Here is a 19,568-nt window from a genome sequence, read left to right as displayed (position 1 = left end):
ACTGATTTGTGGGAATACTCTTGTGAAACGAAAAATACTTTGCGTTGTTGGGACCCGTCCGGAAGCGATCAAAATGGCCCCGGTCATTCTGGCGTTGAAAAATGAGCCTTGGGCCGATGTGCGGGTTCTCGCTACCGCCCAGCATCGTCATATGCTTGATCAGGTCATGAGCTTTTTCGGTATTGAGCAAGACATCGACCTGAACATCATGCGCCCGAACCAGGCTCTGACCACGTTGACGGCGCGCCTGTTACTGGAAATGGATGATGTTCTGAGCGCCGAGAAGCCGGAGATCGTTCTGGTTCAGGGTGATACAACAACTGTAATGACCGTTGCCCTTGCCTGTTTCTACCACAGAATTCCAATTGGTCACGTAGAAGCTGGACTGCGCACCTGGGATATGCAGAACCCCTTCCCGGAAGAAGCCAACCGCGTCATCGCTGGCAAGCTCGCTCGCTGGCACTTCGCGCCGACCGAAGGCTCCCGTCAGAACCTTTTGCGCGAAGGCGTTCCAGACGCCGATATCATCGTCACGGGCAATACCGTGATCGATGCGCTGCTCATGACGGCTGCCAAGGATCTGGAATTGGGGATTGAGCTTGATCCAGGCAAGCGGCTGGTACTTGTGACCTCGCACCGTCGTGAAAACTTCGGTGAACCGTTCCTGAATATTTGCCGTGCGTTGCGCACCTTGGCCGAAAACAATCCAGACGTTCAGTTCCTGTATCCGGTGCATCCAAACCCTAACGTCAAGGATGTTGCCCATGAGTTGCTCGGCCCGGTTGCCAATTTTGTACTGTGCGATCCATTGGAATACGCCCCTTTCGTAGCGGCTATGAAGCGTGCTTATCTGATTCTGACTGACTCTGGCGGTGTCCAGGAAGAAGCGCCTGCATTGGGTAAGCCTGTACTGGTTCTGCGTGAAGAAACAGAGCGCCCTGAAGCGGTAGAGCACGGTGTCGTCAAACTGGTCGGCTCCAACTACGACGCAATCGTGAATGAAGCTCAACGTTTGCTGGACGACGAAACGGCCTATCGCGAAATGGCTCGTGGTGTTTCTCCTTACGGTGATGGGCATGGTGCAGAGCGCATCGTCAACGCGCTACGCGAGTACTTTAGCTGATGAGTTTGATTTATTTGTCGCCTGTTCCGTGGGCCAGTTTTTCCCAGCGCCCTCACAAATTTGTCGAGTGGTTTCACCGGCGCACCGGGCGACAAGTAATCTGGATCGAACCCTATCCAACCCGGTTTCCGAAACCCAGTGATCTGAAAAGAACAGGGGCAGTGGGGCAGGGAGCGCTTAAGGCCACGCCTCATTGGCTGAGGGTGATGACGCCACGTGCGCTGCCAATCGAGCCGTTGCCCGGGTCAGGCTGGTTGAACAGAGGGCTGTGGTCGACATTGATAGGGGAGGTGAAGGCTTTTCTGGGCGGACAAGAACCACTCATCGTCGTAGGCAAACCGTCAGTCTTGGCTTTGAAGTTTTTGGAGGTTTTCACTCCGAAACACTCAATCTACGATGCAATGGATGATTTTCCAGCGTTTTACTCTGGTTTATCCCGTTTGGCGATGTCTCGGCGAGAAGCTCAGTTAGTACAAGTCGTCGAAAAGGTCTGGGTATCCAGCACAGCATTGAAAGAGCGTTGGGAACAGAAAAAAGCAAATATTTGCTTCGTCCCTAATGCACTCGACGAGGCGTTATTGCCTCATCCGCGTCATTCTGGAATCGAGCGCGAGCGCAAAATTTTCGGATATGTTGGCACCATTGGCGCATGGTTTGACTGGGACTGGATTCTTGCACTGGCAAAACTCCGTGCCGGGGATATCGTGCGTTTGATTGGTCCGGTATTTACTCCTCCGCCTTTTGAATTGCCCTCAAACGTCGAGTTGTTGCCTCCCTGTGCCCATGCAGAGGCGCTGTCTGCAATGTGTGAGTTCGATGTCGGCCTGATACCGTTCAAGAACAGTGAGCTGACAGTTTCGGTTGATCCGATCAAGTACTATGAATACCGAGCCCTGGGGTTACCGGTTGTTTCGACGGATTTTGGCGAGATGAGGTTTCGCGAGGGCAGCACGGGCACATATATCAGCAAGTCACTGATGGATATTGCTCGCTTACTTGTTGTCGCTACAGAGTTTCGGGATGTCCGCGAAGCCAGTTTCACTTTTATTGCCGATAATACATGGTCTGCCAGATTCGACAGTGCAGATATCTTGCTGTAGTGCGTTAAATTCCGGGCTGTTCTGGCGATACTCCAAAATTCAAAGCTTTCTTTAAAGAGTCGCCCAGCAGGCGGGTGACTCTTCAGAGCAATTTCAAACATTCCCGACTGCTGGTGGGGCTCGTTTATTGCAAGCGCGAGAGCAGGCCAGGAATGTTTGTTCGGGTATTTTAACTATTTCTGCCTTGTTGCATGCTCGGCACAGGGTCATTGACTGATTTTGACTTGAACTTCCCAAGTGCTCGAAGAATAAGTTTTTGGGTCGGTTTTTCAATGACTCCGTGAGCCATGGCAGAGGCCACAATTGACGTTGCATAGTACGCAGCAAAAGTACCCACTGCGCTGAAACCTGCAGTCAGGAATGGATACATGTCAAAAACCCTGATGACGATCTGGTGAACCATATAGAGGGCGAAACTTATTTCGCCCAGGTAGACCAGAGGTCGGATTTGCAAAACTTTTGAAATTATTCCACGTTGTTGGGCCAGTACAACGATCAGAAATGCAAATGCCAAGGCGCCGCCACAGTTAATAGACCATATTGTTACTGGTGTATTGAGTTTGCCTGGAAGGTTAGAGAATAAGTGCAGATTTGGCGCCCACATGGCGAACCCAGCGAAGAGTACCGCAATCAATTCAAGGCCGCTAAAAAGCGCAGTAGAAGTTTGCGACTCTTTAAAGGTCTTTAGATAAATCTGATACGCCGCAATGCCAAGCATGAACTCGCTTAGTCTGGTTAACGGTGAAATATAAGTAGACCAGGTCATCAAGGCGCCATCGCTGTCCTTGAAGGAAACTAGCATGGTGGCAGTGATGGCGATTGTAATGGCGAGCTTTATTTTCCAGGTTTTTTCAATGTTCAGAATAAGCAGTGGAAAAATAGCATAGAAAAAGATTTCGTTGGATAAGCTCCAAGAAACTCCGTTCAATGAAAAGTACGTGGCCTGGTTGGGCACCCAGGATTGAAGGAGTGTGAAGTTCAGGATAGTGTCCCAAATAGGTATGCTGTAGCTGTAATGCTTCATTATGAATATCACGACTACAGCCGTGACTAAGTGCAGGGGCCAGATTCTCGCAAAGCGACTGGCGTAAAACATTCCCAGTTCACGTCCTGATGTGATGGTCTTATGCGTATGAGCCAGAATAAAGCCCGATAGTACATAGAACATTGATACCGCTTGTGTGAGCGCAAAGGTGTCGGCGAATGAAAAGCCACCGAAGCTGTGTTTTGAGTGGAATATCACAACAAGTGCGGCCGCGAAGAACCGTAAAGAGGTGAGAGTATTAATTTGTTTGGCGCGCATTTTTTCATCCTTTTTGCAGGCTGCGAAGGATGCCATGACAATGAAATCACCACAATGGCCGGGGCACTCCCCAAAACAGGAATTTACTGCTCAATCGCGATGCTGGCGTGCCGAACGGCAGCTATGCGATGAAATCGGAGAACGGATCAACCCCTTGAGTGTTAAACTTCCCAACGCAGGCGGAGGGCGATGCCTGCCAGACCTCTGACATCACCGCAGACCTATAAGCGAGATCAAACCTCGTCGGTAGAGATTTATGGATAAATTACGCACGATTTTACTGAGTCTACCTCGTCGGCATAAACGGCTGATTCAGATATCTACAGATATCCTGTTGGTCTGGGTTTCACTTTGGCTGGCCTTTATCGTCCGCCTCGGCCTGGACGATATGTACAACCCCTTGCGCGTTCACTTCTGGCTCTTCGCGTGCGCCCCTGTCATTGCCATTCCTCTTTTCATCCGATTCGGTATGTACCGTGCGGTCATGCGGTATTTTGGCAACGATGCACTTATTGCGATCATCAAAGCAGTGAGCCTTTCTTCGTTGATCCTCGCGTTGGTGGTTTACTGGTATAGCAATCACGAAACCGTCGTCCCGCGCTCTATCATCTTCAATTACTGGTGGCTCAGCCTTGTCATAATCGGCGGCTTGCGATTGTGCATGCGCCAGTACTTCATGGGCGACTGGTTTAACGCCGCCCAACATGTTCCCTTTACCAGTCGAGACGACGGGCTGACTAAAGTCGCGGTCTATGGCGCAGGTGTAGCTGGTAATCAATTGGTTGCAGCGTTGCGAATGGGTCGAGTGATGCGCCCGGTCGCTTTTATCGATGACGACCCTAGTATTGCCGATCGCTCCATTTCGGGCCTTCATGTATACAAGCCCAAGCACATTCAGCAAATGATCGACGTTACTGGAGCACAGGAGATTCTCCTCGCGCTGCCGTCCTCGACGCGTGCTCGTCGCCGGGAAATTCTCAACCTGCTGGAAGGGTTCCCGCTGCATATTCGCAGTGTGCCAAACTTCACTGATCTGGCCAGTGGTCGGGTAAAGGTCGATGACATTCAGGAAGTCGACATTGCCGACTTGCTGGGACGTGATGCGGTTCCAGCTCAAGCCGAGTTGCTCGAGCGCTGCATCAAAGGCAAGACGGTTATGGTGACTGGCGCCGGCGGGTCAATTGGATCCGAGCTTTGCCGTCAAATATTTTCACTGTCGCCAACCACGCTAATCTTGTTCGAACACAGTGAGTTCAATCTTTACAGCATCGTGTCAGAGTTGGAGCAACGCGGTTGCCGGGAGTCGCGGTCTGTTCGTCTCATTCCGATTCTTGGCTCAATCCGTTATCAGAGCAAGTTGCTTGATGTGATGAAATCCTGGAGCGTCGACACGGTCTACCACGCGGCAGCTTACAAACACGTACCGATGGTCGAACACAACATCGCCGAAGGCGTGTTGAACAATGTGATTGGAACGCTCAACACTGCTCAAGCGGCGCTGCAGTCGGGTGTTTCTAACTTTGTATTGATCTCGACCGACAAGGCCGTGCGCCCGACCAATGTCATGGGCAGTACCAAGCGACTGGCTGAAATGACACTTCAGGCACTCAGTCGTGAAGTGGCTCCAGTGTTGTTTGGCGACAAGGCCAATGTTTCCCGGGTCAACAAGACGCGTTTCACGATGGTACGTTTCGGCAATGTGCTGGGCTCGTCGGGATCAGTAATTCCGCTGTTTCACCGCCAAATCAAATCTGGCGGCCCACTGACTGTCACTCACCCGAAAATCACTCGCTACTTCATGACTATCCCTGAATCGGCGCAACTGGTTATCCAGGCCGGTTCCATGGGGCAGGGTGGGGACGTTTTCGTTCTGGACATGGGCGAGCCGGTAAAAATTGTTGAATTGGCAGAAAAAATGATCCATCTGTCAGGTTTGAGCATCCGCTCCGATCGCAATCCGCAAGGTGACATCTCGATAGAATTCACCGGCTTACGCCCGGGCGAAAAGCTCTATGAAGAGTTGTTGATCGGAGACAATGTTGCTGCAACCCCACATCCTATGATCATGTCTGCCAACGAGGATCATTTGCCGTGGGAGGTATTGAAGGTCAAATTGGGCGAACTGCTCTCGGCAGTGGACAAGGACGATTATTCCCGCGTTCGCCAACTGCTTCGCGAAACCGTCTCCGGCTACACCCCTGATGGCGAAATCGTCGACTGGATCTATCAACAGCGCCGTCTCGAACCCTGATTGTTTCACATTCTGTAATAGACGCATTTTTGACACCCGCTATCCATCGTCTAAGTTTGGAGAGCAGCTTCGGAAAAGCTGCTTTCTCAAACGATGATGGAGCGTCATTAATGCGTAACGGATTTTTCTACTCTCTGGTTTTTGCTTTGCTCACCAGTGCTTCAATCGCCGTAGTTGCGGCGCCTTCCGTTGTTCCGAACACAGATAACGCAACGATGGTGAGCGACACCGTGGCGACGTCTCCGAGTGAAAAGGTCGATCTCAACGGCGCGGATGCGGCAACGCTGCAAAAGCAGTTGTCCGGGGTGGGCGAGGCAAAAGCTAAAGCGATTGTTGCGTATCGTGATGCTAATGGGCCATTCGCCTCAGTAGATGAACTGCTGGAAGTCAAGGGCATCGGCAAGGCGATCCTGGATCGCAATCGCGACAAGCTGGAAGTGAACTAAGCTGATTGTTCAACGCCAAGGGGCCGGTCAATGACCGGCCTTTGTGTTTTCGGGGGCCTGAGATTACACAGAAGGGCGCGTTGCTACGTTTGTCGGCAAGCTTAAAATTACGGGTATCATATTGCCTTTAGATTATGCCTATAATAATTCCTGTCGCCTCCAGGCCATTGAGCCTTGGAGGCCAGATCCCAATCCGTTTCAGGAGCGCCCTCATGAGTCCAGTTCAATCTCAAGGTACAGCCCTCATCACCGGGGCTTCTTCCGGCATTGGTGCGGTGTACGCGCAGCGGCTGGCAGCGCGTGGTTTCGATTTGCTGTTGGTCGCCCGTGATCAGCAACGTCTGGAAACCGCTGCGAACCAGTTGCGCGAGGCCCACGGTGTAAAGGTCGAAGTGCTCAAAGCAGACCTGACGCAAAAGGACGATGTCCTCAAACTCCAGCAACGCTTGCGCAGTGATTCGGGCATCAGTCTGTTGGTGAACAACGCGGGCGTGGCGGCCGACGGTCTGCTGGCCAATTCTGACGCCGAGCAACTGGAGCGGCTGATTCAGTTGAATGTCACGGCCGTGACCCTGCTGGCTTCGGCGGCTGCCGCCAGTTTCACCAAAGCCGGTCGCGGCACGATCATCAACATAGCCTCGGTAGTGGCGTTGTTTCCGGAGCGCTTCAACGCGACCTACAGCGCCAGCAAAGCTTACGTATTGAGCCTGACCCAGTCGCTCAACAGCGAACTCGAAGGCACCGGCGTCAAAGTGCAAGCGGTGTTGCCCGGCGTTACCCGCACCGAAATCTGGGAGCGTTCCGGCATCGACGCCAGTGGCATTCCGGCGGAGATGGTGATGGAGGCTGGCGAGATGGTCGATGCGGCGCTGGCCGGTCTGGATCAGGGCGAGTTGATTACTATCCCGTCGCTGCCGGACGAAGGTGAATGGCAAGCGTTTGTACGTGCGCGGCATGTCATGGCGCCGAATCTGTCGCGCAGCTCGGCGGCTCAACGCTACAAAAACTGATCAGAGGTAACTGCGGTATGAGTCAGCGACGAATTGTTGTGACAGGCATGGGTCTGGTTTCGCCTTTGGGCAGTGATGTCGAAATTGTCTGGCAGCGTTTGCTGGCCGGGCGCTCGGGCTTGCGCAATTTGCCGGACGCGGTGAGCGCCGATCTGCCGACCCGGGTCGCCGGGATGGTGTCGACCGTGGCGGAGGATACCGAGGCCGGTTTTGATCCGGATCGCGCCACGCCACCGAAGGAACAGAAGAAAATGGACCGCTTCATACTGTTCGCCATGGAAGCGGCGCGCCAGGCATTGGCGCAGGCCGGTTGGCAACCGTCCGAGGAGCAGGATCAGGTACGCACCGCAACGATCATCGGCTCCGGTGTTGGCGGATTCGGTGCAATAGCCGACGCCGTACGCACGACCGACAGTCGCGGCCCACGTCGTCTGTCGCCGTTCACCATTCCGTCATTCCTGGTCAATCTGGCAGCCGGACATGTATCGATCCAGCACGCTTTGAAAGGCCCACTGGGTGCACCGGTGACTGCCTGTGCTGCCGGAGTCCAGGCGATTGGCGATGCTGCGCGGATGATTCGTGCCGGTGAAGCGGATATCGCTGTTTGCGGCGGTGCGGAAGCCTGTATTGACCGGGTCAGTCTGGCCGGTTTTGCCGCAGCCCGAGCGCTGTCCAGTGGTTACAACGACACCCCCGAACGCGCCTCAAGACCGTTCGACAGCGGTCGCGATGGGTTCGTGATGGGCGAGGGCGCCGGTCTGCTGGTGATCGAATCGCTGGAACATGCGCTGGCACGCGGGGCCCAGCCATTGGCCGAACTGGTCGGTTACGGCACCACTGCCGATGCCTATCACCTCACTGCCGGGCCGGAAGATGGCAGCGGTGCACGACGGGCGATGCAGTTGGCGCTGGCTCAGGCAGGTGTCGCGCCGGATCAGGTGCAACATCTCAATGCGCATGCGACGTCCACCCCGGTGGGCGATCTTGGCGAGTTGGCCGCCATCAAGGCGTTGTTCGGCACCGAGAATAAAATTGCCGTGACCTCGACCAAGTCGGCCACTGGGCATTTGCTCGGGGCAGCGGGCGGGCTGGAAGCGATCTTCACCTTGTTGGCTATCCGCGATCAGGTCGTGCCACCGACGCTCAATTTCGACAACCCGGACCCGGCGAGCGCAGGCGTAGACATCGTTCACGGCCAAGCACGTCCGATGCCGATCGAATATGCGTTATCCAACGGTTTCGGTTTTGGCGGAGTGAACGCCAGCGTGGTGTTCAAGCGCTGGCAGGCTTAATCCTGTGATTGCTTGAGGTGATCGCGAGTGACATCGAGGATGCGTTGGGCCAACTCGACGTCGGCGACACTGCGCGACAGCAACAGCGCGCCCACCAGCGTCGACATGATGACGATGGCCTGGTCGGCGCGGTTGTCGCCGTTCAGCGTATTTGCGATCTGATCCAGTCGACTGCTGAGCACATGATCACTGGTCGGGCTTGGCTGCCCGCGCAGGCCCAGTTCTGAAGAGATGGTCAGCAACGGGCAGCCTTCGTGTGGGGAGGTCTGATGCCATTCGGACAGGTAGGTGTCGATAAACGCGTGCAGCGGATTTTCCTGGGCAAAGATCTCGGCGCACAAGCCGTCGACTTGATCGCTCGCTGCCTGCAGGGCTTTTTCGACCAGTTCGTCCTTGGATTTGAAGTGTGAGTAGAAGCCGCCGTGGGTCAGCCCCAATGCTTTCATCAGCGGTTGCAGGCCGGTGGCGCCGATGCCGTCCTTGCGAAACCGCGCGGAGGCTTCCTTGATGATTCGCTGATGGGTCTGAGCTTTATGATCTTGCGAGTAACGCATGTGGAACTCTCCGCAACAAGACCGCCATCTTAACCAAGGAAAATGACATGGTGACTGTACTTCTACTGCTTAAAATTCGGTTGTTGAGTTCAATATGATCCTTATGTGCGAGTAACGGCAACGAAACGTGCCTAAAAAAACAAACCCCGCCGATTCAGGCGGGGTTTTTCGTTCAACGGTCTTGCGCGTCCTTGATGTCCGCTTCGGCATTGCGCTGCGCAACGCGCTTGCGTTCTTCGTCGGTCAGTTCGACCTTGTTGGCAGTGTCGCGCAGCATCATTAATCCGCCAACGATCGAGCCGATTGCAACGACCAGAATCAACCAGGCATACCAGGGCATAACGGCTCTCCTTAATGGCAGCTCGACGGGCGAGGATTTCGCCTGCAATGCTGCATACCACTTTTGAGCGAAGTCAGTTCGCAGTGGTTCCATTCTAGGCCCGAGATCCCCGCTACGCCTTAATTCCCTGTAGGCGCTGCCGAAGGCTGCGATCTGTTGACTTTGCTTTTTCAAAAACAAGATCAAAAGATCGCAGCCTTCGGCAGCTCCTACATGATGGGTTATTGGCCGGTCAGCATCGCATCGGCCGGAGCGTCAGCGCGCAACTGCCCGGTGAGCAGGAAGTAGCCGAAGCCGACTGCCATGAAACCGAGGAAAATCAGCCCGATCAGTGCGTTGAACCAGGCCATGGCGATCAGGCACACCACCGCCAGCACCAGTGCGATCAGCGGAATCAGCGGGTAGCACGGCGCACGGAAAGTACGCTCGAGATTGGGTTCGGATTTGCGCAGTTTGAACAGGCTGAGCATGCTCATGATGTACATCACGATCGCGCCGAACACGGCCATGGTGATCATCGCGGCGGTGAGGGTCATGCCGCCGAGGTTGATCAGGCCGTCGCTGTAGATCGCGGCAATGCCGATGATGCCGCCGGCGATGATTGCCCGGTGCGGGGTCTGGAAGCGCGACAGTTTCGCCAGCGAGGCCGGCAGGTAACCGGCGCGGGCGAGGGCGAAAAACTGTCGCGAGTAGCCGAGGATAATCCCGTGGAAACTTGCCACCAGACCGAACAGGCCGATCCACACCAGCATGTGCAGCCAGCCGGAGTTGTCGCCGACCACGGTTTTCATCGCCTGTGGCAACGGGTCGTTGATGTTCGCCAAGGTGCGCCAGTCGCCGACACCACCGGCGAAGAACATCACGCCCATCGCCAGCAACACCAAGGTCAGAATGCCACTGATGTAGGCCTTGGGGATTGTGCGCTTGGGATCCTTGGCTTCTTCGGCAGCCATCGCCGCGCCTTCGATGGCGAGGAAAAACCAGATCGCAAACGGAATCGCGGCGAACATCCCGGCAATCGCTGGCGCACCGAACACGTCGGAACCGGCCCAGCCATTCAGGGCAAAGCTGCTGAAGCTGAATGCCGGCGCGACCACGCCCATGAACACCAGTAATTCGATCACCGCCAGCACGCAGACGATCAACTCGAACGTCGCCGCCAGTTTCACTCCGAGAATGTTCAGGGTCATGAACACGATGTAGGCGCCGACCGCCGCGTGTTTCGGATCGAGTGCCGGAAACTGCACATTCAGATAGGCGCCAATTGCCAGGGCGATGGCCGGCGGTGCGAAGACGAATTCGATCAGCGTCGCCAGCCCGGCGATCAGTCCGCCTTTTTCACCGAACGCCCGTCGGCTGTAGGCGAATGGCCCACCCGCGTGGGGAATCGCCGTGGTCAGTTCGGTAAAGCTGAAGATGAAGCAGGTGTACATGGTGGCGACCATGAACGAGGTCACCAGAAAGCCCAGCGTGCCGGCCACGCCCCAGCCGTAACTCCAGCCGAAATACTCACCGGAAATCACCAGCCCGACGGCGATGCCCCACAGGTGCAATGTGCCCAGCGTGGGTTTGAGTTGTGTGTTCATGCGCATGCTCCCTGAACGGTTTGGAAAGCTCGGGGGAGGGCGTGTGCAGTGGGCGTGCCATTACTGTGAAACAAGTCGTAATGAGTTGAAAGCTGTCGTATCGGGGATGTTCGCGGCTGGATGCCAACATATTTGTGCGCCAGTTGGGTGCGTTGTCGCCAGTTATTGCGCTATCGCGAGCAGGCTCACTCCTACAGTTGAATGCATTCCAACTGTAGGAGTGAGCCTGCTCGCGATGGGGGTCTGAACATGCGCCGTTAAATTATGCTGTAAAGCCCGCATAAACCCACTCTTTACGCTTTCTTTATGCCCCGCTGCACCCCTCGGTCTCGTTCCTTTACAGCCTCCTTTCCGACAATGCCTCCACACGCGGCAATACGCCGTAACACGGAGATCTTCCATGAGCGTTCTGGACGGGGTGTCCCTGCTGTTGGCAGCCGGGCTGTTCATTTATCTGTTGGTTGCGCTGTTGCGCGCGGATCGGAACTAGGAGCGGCTATGCACAGTTATGACTATTGGCTGATCCTCGCGTTTTTTGCGGTGGTCTTGCTGCCGGCGCCGTTCCTCGGGCGCTTCTACTACAAAGTAATGGAAGGCCAGCGCACCTGGCTGACGCCGATTCTCGGCCCGGTCGAGCGTGGCTGCTATCGCATTGCCGGGGTTGATCCGCAGGCGGAGCAGAGCTGGCAGAAATACACGCTGGCCCTGCTGGCGTTCAACCTCGCCGGTTTCCTGCTGCTGTTCGCGATCCTGTTGTTCCAGGATCACCTGCCGCTGAACCCGCAAAACCTGCCGGGCCAGGAATGGACCCAGGCGTTCAACACCGCGGTCAGTTTCATGACCAACACTAACTGGCAGTCCTACAGCGGTGAAGCGACCCTCAGCTACCTGAGCCAGATGGTCGGTCTCACCGTGCAGAACTTCGTCAGCGCCGCCACCGGTCTCGCGGTGCTGGTTGCGTTGTGCCGCGGCATCGGGCGCAAGTCGGCCAAGACCCTGGGCAACTTCTGGGTCGACATGACCCGCGCCACCCTCTACGGCTTGCTACCCCTGTGCCTGCTGCTGGCGCTGTACCTGGTGTGGCAGGGCGTACCGCAGACCTTCGCGCAATATGTCAATGCCGTGACCATGCAGGGCGTCGATCAAGTGATCCCGCTCGGCCCGGCCGCCAGCCAGATTGCGATCAAGCAACTGGGCACCAACGGTGGTGGCTTCTTCGGTGTCAACTCGGCGCATCCGTTCGAGAACCCGACCGCCTGGAGCAACTTGTTCGAACTGGCGTCGATCATTCTGATTCCGGTGGCCCTGGTGTTCACCTTCGGCCATTACGTCAAAGACCAGCGTCAGAGCCGCGCAATCGTCGCCTGCATGCTCGCACTGTTCCTGATCGGCGGCGCGACGTCGCTGTGGGCCGAATATCAGCCTAACACTGCGCTGAATAACGTTGCCGTCGAACAGACCGCGCCGCTGGAAGGCAAGGAAGCACGCTTTGGCACCACCGCCACTGTGCTGTGGTCGGTGACCACCACCGCCGCGTCGAACGGTTCGGTCAACGGCATGCACGACAGCCTCAACCCGCTCAGCGGCATGGTCGCGCTGGTCAACATGATGGTCGGCGAAGTGATCTTCGGCGGCGTCGGTGCCGGGCTCTACGGCATGTTGCTCAACGTGCTGATCGCGGTGTTCCTCGCCGGCCTGATGATTGGCCGTACGCCGGAATACCTCGGCAAGAAACTGCAGGCGCGCGAGGTGCAATTGCTGGTGGTGACCTTGCTGGTGATGCCGGTGGGCGTACTGGTGCTCGGCGCCATCGCGGCGGTCCTGCCAGGTCCGGCGGCGACCATCAGTAATCCAGGCCCGCACGGTTTCAGCCAGTTGCTGTACGCCTACACCTCGGCCAGCGCCAACAACGGTTCGGCGTTCGGTGGCCTGAGTGCCAACACGCCATTCCACAACCTGATGCTCGGTCTGGGCATGCTGATCGGCCGCTTCGGTTACATCCTGCCGGTGCTGGCACTGGCCGGCAGCCTGGCGATGAAGAAAACCGCGCCGATTGGCCAGAACAGCTTCCCGACCCATGGTCCGCTGTTCGTGACCCTGTTGACCGTGACCATTTTGCTGGTGGGCGGCCTGACCTTCCTGCCAACCCTGGCGCTCGGCCCGATCGCCGAACACCTGAGCATGGGCTTCTAAGGAATCCATCATGAATATGCATGTTCCTGCAAAACCTGCGGTGCCGACCAAGTCGGCAGAAGCACCGAAAACCGCGATCTCGGCGCTGTGGCGCCCGGCGCTGGTGCAAGCCTTCGTCAAGCTCGACCCGCGTCAGCTGGTGCGTTCGCCGGTGATGCTGGTGGTCGAACTGACCGCGATCTTCACCACCGTGCTGTGCTTCATTCCGGACAACGTCGTGCCGACTTTCGTCGCCGCGCAGATTGCCCTGTGGCTGTGGTTCACCGTGCTGTTCGCCAACTTCGCCGAAGCCTTGGCCGAAGGTCGTGGCAAGGCCCGCGCCGACAGCCTCAAGGCGGGCAGCGAAGGTCTTAGTGCGCGGCGCAAACTGGCCAATGGCAGCTTCCAGGTGGTGCCTGCCGCCAACCTGCGCAAGGGCGATGTGGTGCGCGTTGAAGCCGGGGAGATGATCCCCGGTGACGGCGAAGTCATCGAAGGGATCGCGGCGGTCAACGAAGCGGCGATCACCGGTGAATCGGCGCCGGTGATTCGCGAGTCCGGCGGCGACCGCTCGGCGGTCACCGGCAACACGCGTCTGGTGTCCGACTGGTTGTTGGTGAAGATCACCGCCAACCCGGGTGAATCGACCCTCGACCGCATGATCGCACTGGTAGAAGGCGCCAAACGCCAGAAAACCCCGAACGAAATCGCCCTCGACATCCTGCTGATCGGCCTGACCCTGATCTTCCTGCTGGTGGTGGTGACCCTGCAACCGTTCGCCCACTTCGCCAACGGCAGCCTGCCGCTGGTGTTCCTGGTGGCGCTGCTGGTCACGCTGATTCCGACCACCATCGGTGGCCTGCTGTCGGCCATCGGTATCGCCGGGATGGATCGTCTGGTGCGCCTGAACGTGATCGCCAAGTCCGGGCGTGCGGTGGAAGCGGCCGGTGACGTGCACGTGCTGCTGCTGGACAAGACCGGCACCATCACCTTCGGTAACCGTCGTTGCAGCGCGGTGTACGCCGCGCCCGGTGTCAGTGGTCGCGATCTGGCCGAAGGCGCCTTGTTCGCCTCGCTGGCAGACGAAACCGCCGAGGGCAAATCCATTGTCGAATACCTGCGCGGTCTGCACCCGCAAACCGAGCCGGCGCTGGATACCTTGACTGCCGTGCCGTTCAGCGCTGAAACCCGCTTGTCCGGTGTCGACTATCAGGGCCGCGTGTACCGCAAGGGCGCTGTGGATTCGCTGCTGGCCTTCCTCGGTCAACAACGCTCCGATCTGGCCCCTGCGCTGTCGCGGGAAATCGACAAGATCGCCCAGAGCGGCGGCACCCCGTTGCTGGTCTGCGCCGACGGCAAACTGCTCGGTGCTATCCACCTCAAGGACGTGGTCAAGCCAGGCATTCGCGAGCGCTTTGCCGAGCTGCGCAAACTGGGGATTCGCACCGTGATGGTCACCGGTGACAACCCGTTGACCGCAGCGGCCATCGCCGCTGAAGCGGGCGTCGATGACGTGCTCGCCGAAGCCACCCCGGAGAAAAAACTGGCGCGCATTCGCCTTGAGCAGAACGACGGTCGTCTGGTCGCCATGTGCGGCGACGGCGCCAACGATGCCCCGGCGCTGGCTCAGGCTGACGTCGGCATGGCGATGAACGACGGCACCCAGGCAGCACGCGAAGCGGCAAACATGGTCGACCTCGACAGCGACCCGACCAAGCTGCTGGACGTGGTGCAGATCGGCAAGGAATTGCTGGTGACCCGTGGCGCGCTGACGACCTTTTCCATCGCCAACGACGTGGCCAAATACTTCGCGATCCTGCCGGCACTGTTTGCGGCGATCTACCCGCAACTGGGCGTGCTGAACATCATGCACCTGACCAGTCCGCAGAGCGCGATTCTCTCGGCCATCGTCTTCAACGCCCTGATCATCGTGGTGCTGATTCCGCTGGCCCTGCGCGGTGTGCGCGTGCAGGCGGCGAGTGCGGCGGCATTGCTGCGTCGCAACCTGCTGATCTACGGACTGGGCGGGATTCTGGTGCCGTTCGTGGGGATCAAGGCGATCGACATGCTGCTGACGGCGCTGCATCTGGTGTAACGACTGGCTGGCCGGGCGCTGCTTTTTGTGGCGAGGGAGCTTGCTCCCGCCGGGCTGCGAAGCAGACCCGACCCGGCCACCACGGATCGCCAGACACGCCGCATTGAACGCTTTACGACTGCTGCGCAGCCCAGCGGGAGCGAGCTCCCTCGCGACAGGTGGCGCAGCGTTGCCAATTTGGAAGAGGATTTTGCAATGTCCACAATGATACGTCCGGCCCTGAGCCTGCTGGTGCTGATGACCCTGATCACCGGCGTGGCTTATCCACTGGTGGTGACCGGCGTTGCGCAGGTCGCTTTCCCCGAACAGGCCAACGGCAGCCTGGTGCACGATGCCGACGGCAAGGTGCGCGGCTCGTCGCTAATCGCCCAGGATTTCGTCGGTGATGCGTGGTTCCATCCGCGTCCTTCGGCGGGCGCCTTCGCGACCGTTTCCAGCAGTGCCAGCAACTTTGCGCCGAGCAATCCGGCGCTGGCCACTCGCGTGATCGATGACGCCCACAAGTTGCAGGTGCCAGGCCAGGGGCCGGTGCCATTGGCGTTGCTGACCACCTCCGGCAGCGGCCTCGATCCACACTTGCCACCGGCGGCAATTGCCTATCAACTGGCGCGTGTCGCGGCCGCTCGCAACCTGCCGGTGTCGACCTTGCAGCAACTGCTCGATGCGCACATCGAACAGCCGCTGGTGGGGCCACCGGTGGTGAATGTGCTGGAGTTGAACATGGCACTGGAAAAGCTGTAGATCAAAAGATCGCAGCCTGCGGCAGCTCCTACAATGGATCGGCGTAAGCCCTGTAGGAGCTGCCGAAGGCTGTGATCTTTTAATGCCTCACCTCAATTTCAAACCGAACAAGGCAAACCCCGATGAGTGATTCCGGCCGCGCCGACGCGCTGTTAGCAGACCTGCCCCGCGACGGCCGTGGCCGGCTCAAAGTCTTCCTCGGCGCCGCCCCCGGTGTCGGCAAGACCTACGCCATGCTCCAGGCCGCGCACACGCAATTGCGTCAGGGCGTGAAAATCATCGCCGGCGTCGTCGAAACCCACGGCCGCGCAGAAACCGAAGCGCTGCTCGGCGGCTTGCCGCAGCAGCCTTTGGTGCGCTCGGAATACCGTGGCGTGATGCTCGAAGAAATGGACCTCGATGGCCTGCTTGCGGCCAAACCGAAACTGGTGCTGGTGGACGAGCTGGCCCACACCAACGCCCCCGGCAGTCGCCACGCCAAGCGCTGGCAGGACATTCAGGAACTGCTCGCCGCCGGCATCGACGTCTACACCACGGTCAACGTCCAGCACCTGGAAAGTCTCAACGATCAGGTGCGCGGCATCACCGGTGTGCAGGTGCGCGAAACCCTGCCGGACTGGGTGCTGCAGGAAGCCTACGAACTGCTGTTGATCGACCTGCCGCCGCGCGAGCTGCTGGAGCGTCTGCGCGAAGGCAAGGTCTACGTGCCGGAACAGGCGCGGGCGGCGATCGATGCGTTTTTTACCCAGACCAACCTCACCGCGCTGCGCGAGCTGGCGATGCAAACGGCGGCCGCGCAGGTCGATAACGATCTCGCCCAAGGCTATCGCCAATTGGGCCAGGCCGCCCCGGCGGTGCGTGGACGTCTGCTGGTCGGCGTCGACGGCGATGCGCAGGCTGAACGCCTGGTGCGTCACGCCAGCCGCGTCGCCCAGCGTCGGCATTTGCCATGGAGTCTGGTGCATGTCGACAACGGCACGGTGCGCGACGAGCAGTCGCGGCTGCGCCTGCAAAGCGCCCAGCAATTGGCTGAACGCCTGGGCGGCGAAGTGGTGTTGCTGCGTGCCGGTGAAGTGGCGAAGACCCTGATTCAGCATGCCGCCGAACGCCGCGCCAGTCTGGTGCTGGTCGGCCAGTCGCGGCCGAGTCTGCGTCGTCGTCTGTTCGGTGGCGGGCTCGCCGCGCGTTTGCTGCGGCAGGCTCACGGCCTGGAAATCAACGTCCTCGACAACGACCATGATCACCCGCAACCGCGCCAGCGGATCACGCCGACGCTGGTCTGGTTCGACTATGCGCTGGCGCTGGTGGCCACGGTGTTGGCCAGTGCGCTGGCGTGGGCGGTGTCGAGTCTTTTGCCGTTGCCGAACATCTCGCTGGTGTTCCTTGCGGCGGTGCTGCTGGTGGCGGTGCGCAGTAGCCTGGGGCCGGCGCTGGCCTGCGCGGCGTTGTCGTTCCTGACTTACGATTTTCTGTTCATCCCACCGAATTTTTCCTTCGCCATCCAGCGCGAAGAAGATGTCCTGACCTTGCTGTTTTTCCTGCTGATGGCGGCGCTCACCGGCAACCTCGCCGCACGCCAGCGCCGGCAGTTGCAGGCCCTGCGCGACACGCAGGAAGAAACCAGCGAACTGCTCGACCTGTCGCGCAAACTCACTGCCGCGACGGACCGTCAGGCGGTGATCAGCGCTGCCGCGCAGCACCTCAATGGCTGGAGTGATCTGCAGTTGTGCCTGCTCAATCGAGACGGGCAGGGCGGCTGGAAAGTCGAGACCGGCGGGCCGCTGGAATTTACCGAATCCGAACGTGCTGCCGCCGACTGGGCCTGGCAGCACGATCAACCGGCGGGCATGGGCACCGGCACGCTGCCTTTCGGTCGCTGGTGGTGGTGGCCGCTGTCGGTGGAGGACGGGCCGCTGGCGTTGCTCGGGGTTTGCGCCAAAGAGGGTCAGACCTTGAGCGGCCAGCGTCGACGCCTGCTCACCGCATTGAGTCAGCCACTGGCCCAAGCCCTGGCCCGGGCGCAACTGGCGGATGATCTGGAGGCTGCGCGCCTGCACGGCGAAACCGAGCAATTGCGCAGCGCGCTGCTGGCCTCGGTGTCCCACGATTTGCGCACACCGCTGACCGCCATGCGCGGCAGCATCGACAGCCTGCTGGCCCTCGGGGAAGCCATTCCGCTGGAGGATCGTCGGGAGTTGCTCGAAGGCACCCGCGATGAAGCCGAACGCCTCGACCGCTACATCCAGAATCTGCTGGACATGACTCGTCTCGGCCACGGTGCGTTGAAGCTGGCGCGCGACTGGGTGGCGCCGGCCGACATTGTCGGCAGTTCGCTCAATCGCCTGCGTGCGGTGCTGGCGCCGTTGCAGGTCAGCACCGATGTGCCGGCCGAGTTGCCGCTGCTGTTCGTGCATGCGGCGCTGATCGAACAGGCGCTGGTCAATGTGCTGGAAAACGCTGCACGCTTCTCACCACCGCACGGTCGCTTGCAACTGAGTGCCGGCGCGAAAGACGACGAGATTTTCTTTACGGTCAGCGACGAAGGCCCGGGGATCCCCGAGGACGAGCGGGCGAAGATTTTCGACATGTTCTACACCGCCGCGCGCGGTGATCGCGGCGGGCAGGGCACCGGTCTGGGGCTGGCGATCTGTCAGGGCATGGTCGGCGCGCATGGCGGGCGGATCAGCGTCGCCGACGGCATCGACGGGCGCGGCACCAGCATCACCCTGCACCTGCCATTGCAGACGCAACCGGGAATGGACAATGAAGCCTGAGCCCGGCTGCGCTACTCTCTTGCCAATCTTTTGTGTTGATGTGAATTCATGAGCCAGACCGCGACCATTTTGGTCATTGATGACGAACCGCAGATCCGCAAATTCCTGCGCATCAGCCTCGCCTCGCAAGGCTACAAAGTGCTGGAGGCTGGCACCGGTGCTGAAGGCCTGGCCCAGGCGGCGCTGAACAAACCCGACTTGCTGGTGCTCGATCTCGGCCTGCCGGACATGGACGGCCAGCAGGTGCTGCGCGAGTTTCGCGAGTGGGCCACCGCGCCGGTGCTGGTGCTCTCGGTGCGGGCCAGCGAAGGGCAGAAAGTCCAGGCGCTGGATGGTGGCGCCAACGACTACGTGACCAAGCCGTTCGGCATTCAGGAATTTCTCGCCCGGGTCCGCGCCTTGTTGCGTCAGGCGCCGGCCGGTGAGGCCCAGCAAGCGGCGCTGACGTTCGGTCCGCTCACCGTGGATCTGGCCTATCGGCGGGTGTTGCTCGACGGCGTCGAAGTGGCGCTGACCCGCAAGGAGTACGCGGTGCTGGCGCAACTGGCGCGGCATCCGGGGCGGGTGATCACCCAGCAGCAATTGCTCAAGGACATCTGGGGGCCGACGCACACCGAGGACAGCCACTACCTGCGGATTGTGGTCGGGCATTTGCGCCAGAAGCTGGCGGATGATCCGACGCGGCCGCGGTTTATCGTGACAGAAGCGGGGGTTGGGTATCGGCTGTTGAGTGAGAATAGTCTGTAGGTTTTGTATGGTCTGTTCTGGCCTCATCGCGAGC

16 protein-coding genes are annotated in these 19,568 nt (G+C 58.9%); 12 read left to right on the top strand and 4 right to left on the bottom strand.

The window, feature by feature from the left end:
* Window positions 1-22: 22 nt before the first annotated feature.
* Together wecB and J5M57_RS12640 are read left to right on the top strand one after the other, a co-directional pair.
* Window positions 23-1,123 carry a UDP-N-acetylglucosamine 2-epimerase (non-hydrolyzing) gene (gene wecB / locus J5M57_RS12645; protein ID WP_169842046.1) on the top strand — a complete coding sequence of 367 codons (1,101 nt, stop codon included), beginning with the start codon at window positions 23-25 and terminating at the stop codon, window positions 1,121-1,123.
* Complete coding sequence (locus J5M57_RS12640; protein WP_207848102.1) at window positions 1,123-2,223, top strand: glycosyl transferase; 1,101 nt, start codon at window positions 1,123-1,125, stop codon at window positions 2,221-2,223. The genes wecB and J5M57_RS12640 overlap by 1 nt, the downstream gene beginning before the upstream one ends.
* Window positions 2,224-2,392: 169 nt before the next feature.
* Here the strand turns inward: J5M57_RS12640 and J5M57_RS12635 are convergent, their stop codons facing one another.
* Window positions 2,393-3,526: an acyltransferase gene (locus J5M57_RS12635; RefSeq protein ID WP_207848103.1), complete on the bottom strand. Its 1,134-nt coding sequence runs from the start codon at window positions 3,524-3,526 to the stop codon at window positions 2,393-2,395.
* 256 nt (window positions 3,527-3,782) lie between these two features.
* On the opposite strand from J5M57_RS12635, the gene J5M57_RS12630 reads away from it, so the two are divergent.
* From J5M57_RS12630 to fabF, 4 genes are all read left to right on the top strand, one after another.
* Window positions 3,783-5,777, top strand: a complete 1,995-nt coding sequence (locus J5M57_RS12630; protein ID WP_207848104.1) for a nucleoside-diphosphate sugar epimerase/dehydratase — start codon at window positions 3,783-3,785, stop codon at window positions 5,775-5,777.
* A gap of 110 nt (window positions 5,778-5,887) precedes the next feature.
* Window positions 5,888-6,223 (top strand): helix-hairpin-helix domain-containing protein, encoded by a 336-nt coding sequence (locus tag J5M57_RS12625; RefSeq protein WP_207848105.1) that lies wholly within the window; start codon window positions 5,888-5,890, stop codon window positions 6,221-6,223.
* 212 nt (window positions 6,224-6,435) lie between these two features.
* On the top strand, window positions 6,436-7,233 hold the full coding sequence (locus J5M57_RS12620) for an SDR family oxidoreductase (RefSeq protein WP_169842041.1): 798 nt from the start codon (window positions 6,436-6,438) through the stop codon (window positions 7,231-7,233).
* A gap of 17 nt (window positions 7,234-7,250) precedes the next feature.
* A complete protein-coding gene (gene fabF, locus J5M57_RS12615; protein WP_207848106.1) occupies window positions 7,251-8,525 on the top strand; it encodes a beta-ketoacyl-ACP synthase II in 1,275 nt (424 codons plus the stop codon).
* On the opposite strand, the gene J5M57_RS12610 is transcribed toward fabF, so the two are convergent.
* From J5M57_RS12610 to eat, 3 genes are all read right to left on the bottom strand, one after another.
* Window positions 8,522-9,079 (bottom strand): TetR/AcrR family transcriptional regulator, encoded by a 558-nt coding sequence (locus J5M57_RS12610; protein WP_169842039.1) that lies wholly within the window; start codon window positions 9,077-9,079, stop codon window positions 8,522-8,524. The genes fabF and J5M57_RS12610 overlap by 4 nt on opposite strands.
* A gap of 172 nt (window positions 9,080-9,251) precedes the next feature.
* Entirely contained in the window at window positions 9,252-9,419 is a 168-nt protein-coding gene (locus tag J5M57_RS12605) for a DUF2897 family protein (protein ID WP_003226857.1), read from the bottom strand.
* Between the two features lie 221 nt (window positions 9,420-9,640).
* Window positions 9,641-11,005 carry an ethanolamine permease gene (eat, locus tag J5M57_RS12600; RefSeq protein WP_207848107.1) on the bottom strand — a complete coding sequence of 455 codons (1,365 nt, stop codon included), beginning with the start codon at window positions 11,003-11,005 and terminating at the stop codon, window positions 9,641-9,643.
* A gap of 400 nt (window positions 11,006-11,405) precedes the next feature.
* Here eat and kdpF point away from each other — a divergent pair, with 400 nt between their 5' ends.
* From kdpF to J5M57_RS12570, 6 genes are all read left to right on the top strand, one after another.
* The gene (gene kdpF / locus J5M57_RS12595; RefSeq protein ID WP_007963673.1) at window positions 11,406-11,495 is read left to right on the top strand and encodes a K(+)-transporting ATPase subunit F; all 90 of its coding nucleotides are present in this window, start codon (window positions 11,406-11,408) and stop codon (window positions 11,493-11,495) included.
* Window positions 11,496-11,503: 8 nt separating this feature from the next.
* Window positions 11,504-13,198, top strand: a complete 1,695-nt coding sequence (gene kdpA, locus J5M57_RS12590; RefSeq protein WP_207848108.1) for a potassium-transporting ATPase subunit KdpA — start codon at window positions 11,504-11,506, stop codon at window positions 13,196-13,198.
* A gap of 10 nt (window positions 13,199-13,208) precedes the next feature.
* Complete coding sequence (kdpB, locus tag J5M57_RS12585; RefSeq protein WP_064588597.1) at window positions 13,209-15,272, top strand: potassium-transporting ATPase subunit KdpB; 2,064 nt, start codon at window positions 13,209-13,211, stop codon at window positions 15,270-15,272.
* Between the two features lie 195 nt (window positions 15,273-15,467).
* Window positions 15,468-16,013, top strand: a complete 546-nt coding sequence (kdpC, locus tag J5M57_RS12580) for a potassium-transporting ATPase subunit KdpC (protein ID WP_083368298.1) — start codon at window positions 15,468-15,470, stop codon at window positions 16,011-16,013.
* 122 nt (window positions 16,014-16,135) lie between these two features.
* Entirely contained in the window at window positions 16,136-18,787 is a 2,652-nt protein-coding gene (locus J5M57_RS12575; protein WP_207848109.1) for a sensor histidine kinase KdpD, read from the top strand.
* 48 nt (window positions 18,788-18,835) lie between these two features.
* Window positions 18,836-19,534 carry a response regulator gene (locus tag J5M57_RS12570; RefSeq protein ID WP_003226844.1) on the top strand — a complete coding sequence of 233 codons (699 nt, stop codon included), beginning with the start codon at window positions 18,836-18,838 and terminating at the stop codon, window positions 19,532-19,534.
* Window positions 19,535-19,568 lie beyond the last annotated feature (34 nt).

The organism is Pseudomonas sp. 86_A (assembly GCF_017491705.1).
GTDB classification, from domain to species: domain Bacteria; phylum Pseudomonadota; class Gammaproteobacteria; order Pseudomonadales; family Pseudomonadaceae; genus Aquipseudomonas; species Aquipseudomonas koreensis.
Note: the sequence above shows the minus strand (reverse complement) of the source record. Positions and strands in the feature narration are given on the sequence as shown.

What these genes read in the sequence shown, in the direction of transcription:
- eat (WP_207848107.1), bottom strand. Translation starts at nt 11,005, where the DNA reads ATGAACACACAACTCAAACCCACGCTGGGCACATTGCACCTGTGGGGC.
- J5M57_RS12575 (WP_207848109.1), top strand. Translation starts at nt 16,136, where the DNA reads ATGAGTGATTCCGGCCGCGCCGACGCGCTGTTAGCAGACCTGCCCCGC.
- J5M57_RS12630 (WP_207848104.1), top strand. Translation starts at nt 3,783, where the DNA reads ATGGATAAATTACGCACGATTTTACTGAGTCTACCTCGTCGGCATAAA.
- J5M57_RS12610 (WP_169842039.1), bottom strand. Translation starts at nt 9,079, where the DNA reads ATGCGTTACTCGCAAGATCATAAAGCTCAGACCCATCAGCGAATCATC.
- kdpC (WP_083368298.1), top strand. Translation starts at nt 15,468, where the DNA reads ATGTCCACAATGATACGTCCGGCCCTGAGCCTGCTGGTGCTGATGACC.
- fabF (WP_207848106.1), top strand. Translation starts at nt 7,251, where the DNA reads ATGAGTCAGCGACGAATTGTTGTGACAGGCATGGGTCTGGTTTCGCCT.
- J5M57_RS12605 (WP_003226857.1), bottom strand. Translation starts at nt 9,419, where the DNA reads ATGCCCTGGTATGCCTGGTTGATTCTGGTCGTTGCAATCGGCTCGATC.
- J5M57_RS12640 (WP_207848102.1), top strand. Translation starts at nt 1,123, where the DNA reads ATGAGTTTGATTTATTTGTCGCCTGTTCCGTGGGCCAGTTTTTCCCAG.
- J5M57_RS12635 (WP_207848103.1), bottom strand. Translation starts at nt 3,526, where the DNA reads ATGCGCGCCAAACAAATTAATACTCTCACCTCTTTACGGTTCTTCGCG.
- kdpF (WP_007963673.1), top strand. Translation starts at nt 11,406, where the DNA reads ATGAGCGTTCTGGACGGGGTGTCCCTGCTGTTGGCAGCCGGGCTGTTC.
- J5M57_RS12620 (WP_169842041.1), top strand. Translation starts at nt 6,436, where the DNA reads ATGAGTCCAGTTCAATCTCAAGGTACAGCCCTCATCACCGGGGCTTCT.
- kdpA (WP_207848108.1), top strand. Translation starts at nt 11,504, where the DNA reads ATGCACAGTTATGACTATTGGCTGATCCTCGCGTTTTTTGCGGTGGTC.
- J5M57_RS12625 (WP_207848105.1), top strand. Translation starts at nt 5,888, where the DNA reads ATGCGTAACGGATTTTTCTACTCTCTGGTTTTTGCTTTGCTCACCAGT.
- J5M57_RS12570 (WP_003226844.1), top strand. Translation starts at nt 18,836, where the DNA reads ATGAGCCAGACCGCGACCATTTTGGTCATTGATGACGAACCGCAGATC.
- kdpB (WP_064588597.1), top strand. Translation starts at nt 13,209, where the DNA reads ATGAATATGCATGTTCCTGCAAAACCTGCGGTGCCGACCAAGTCGGCA.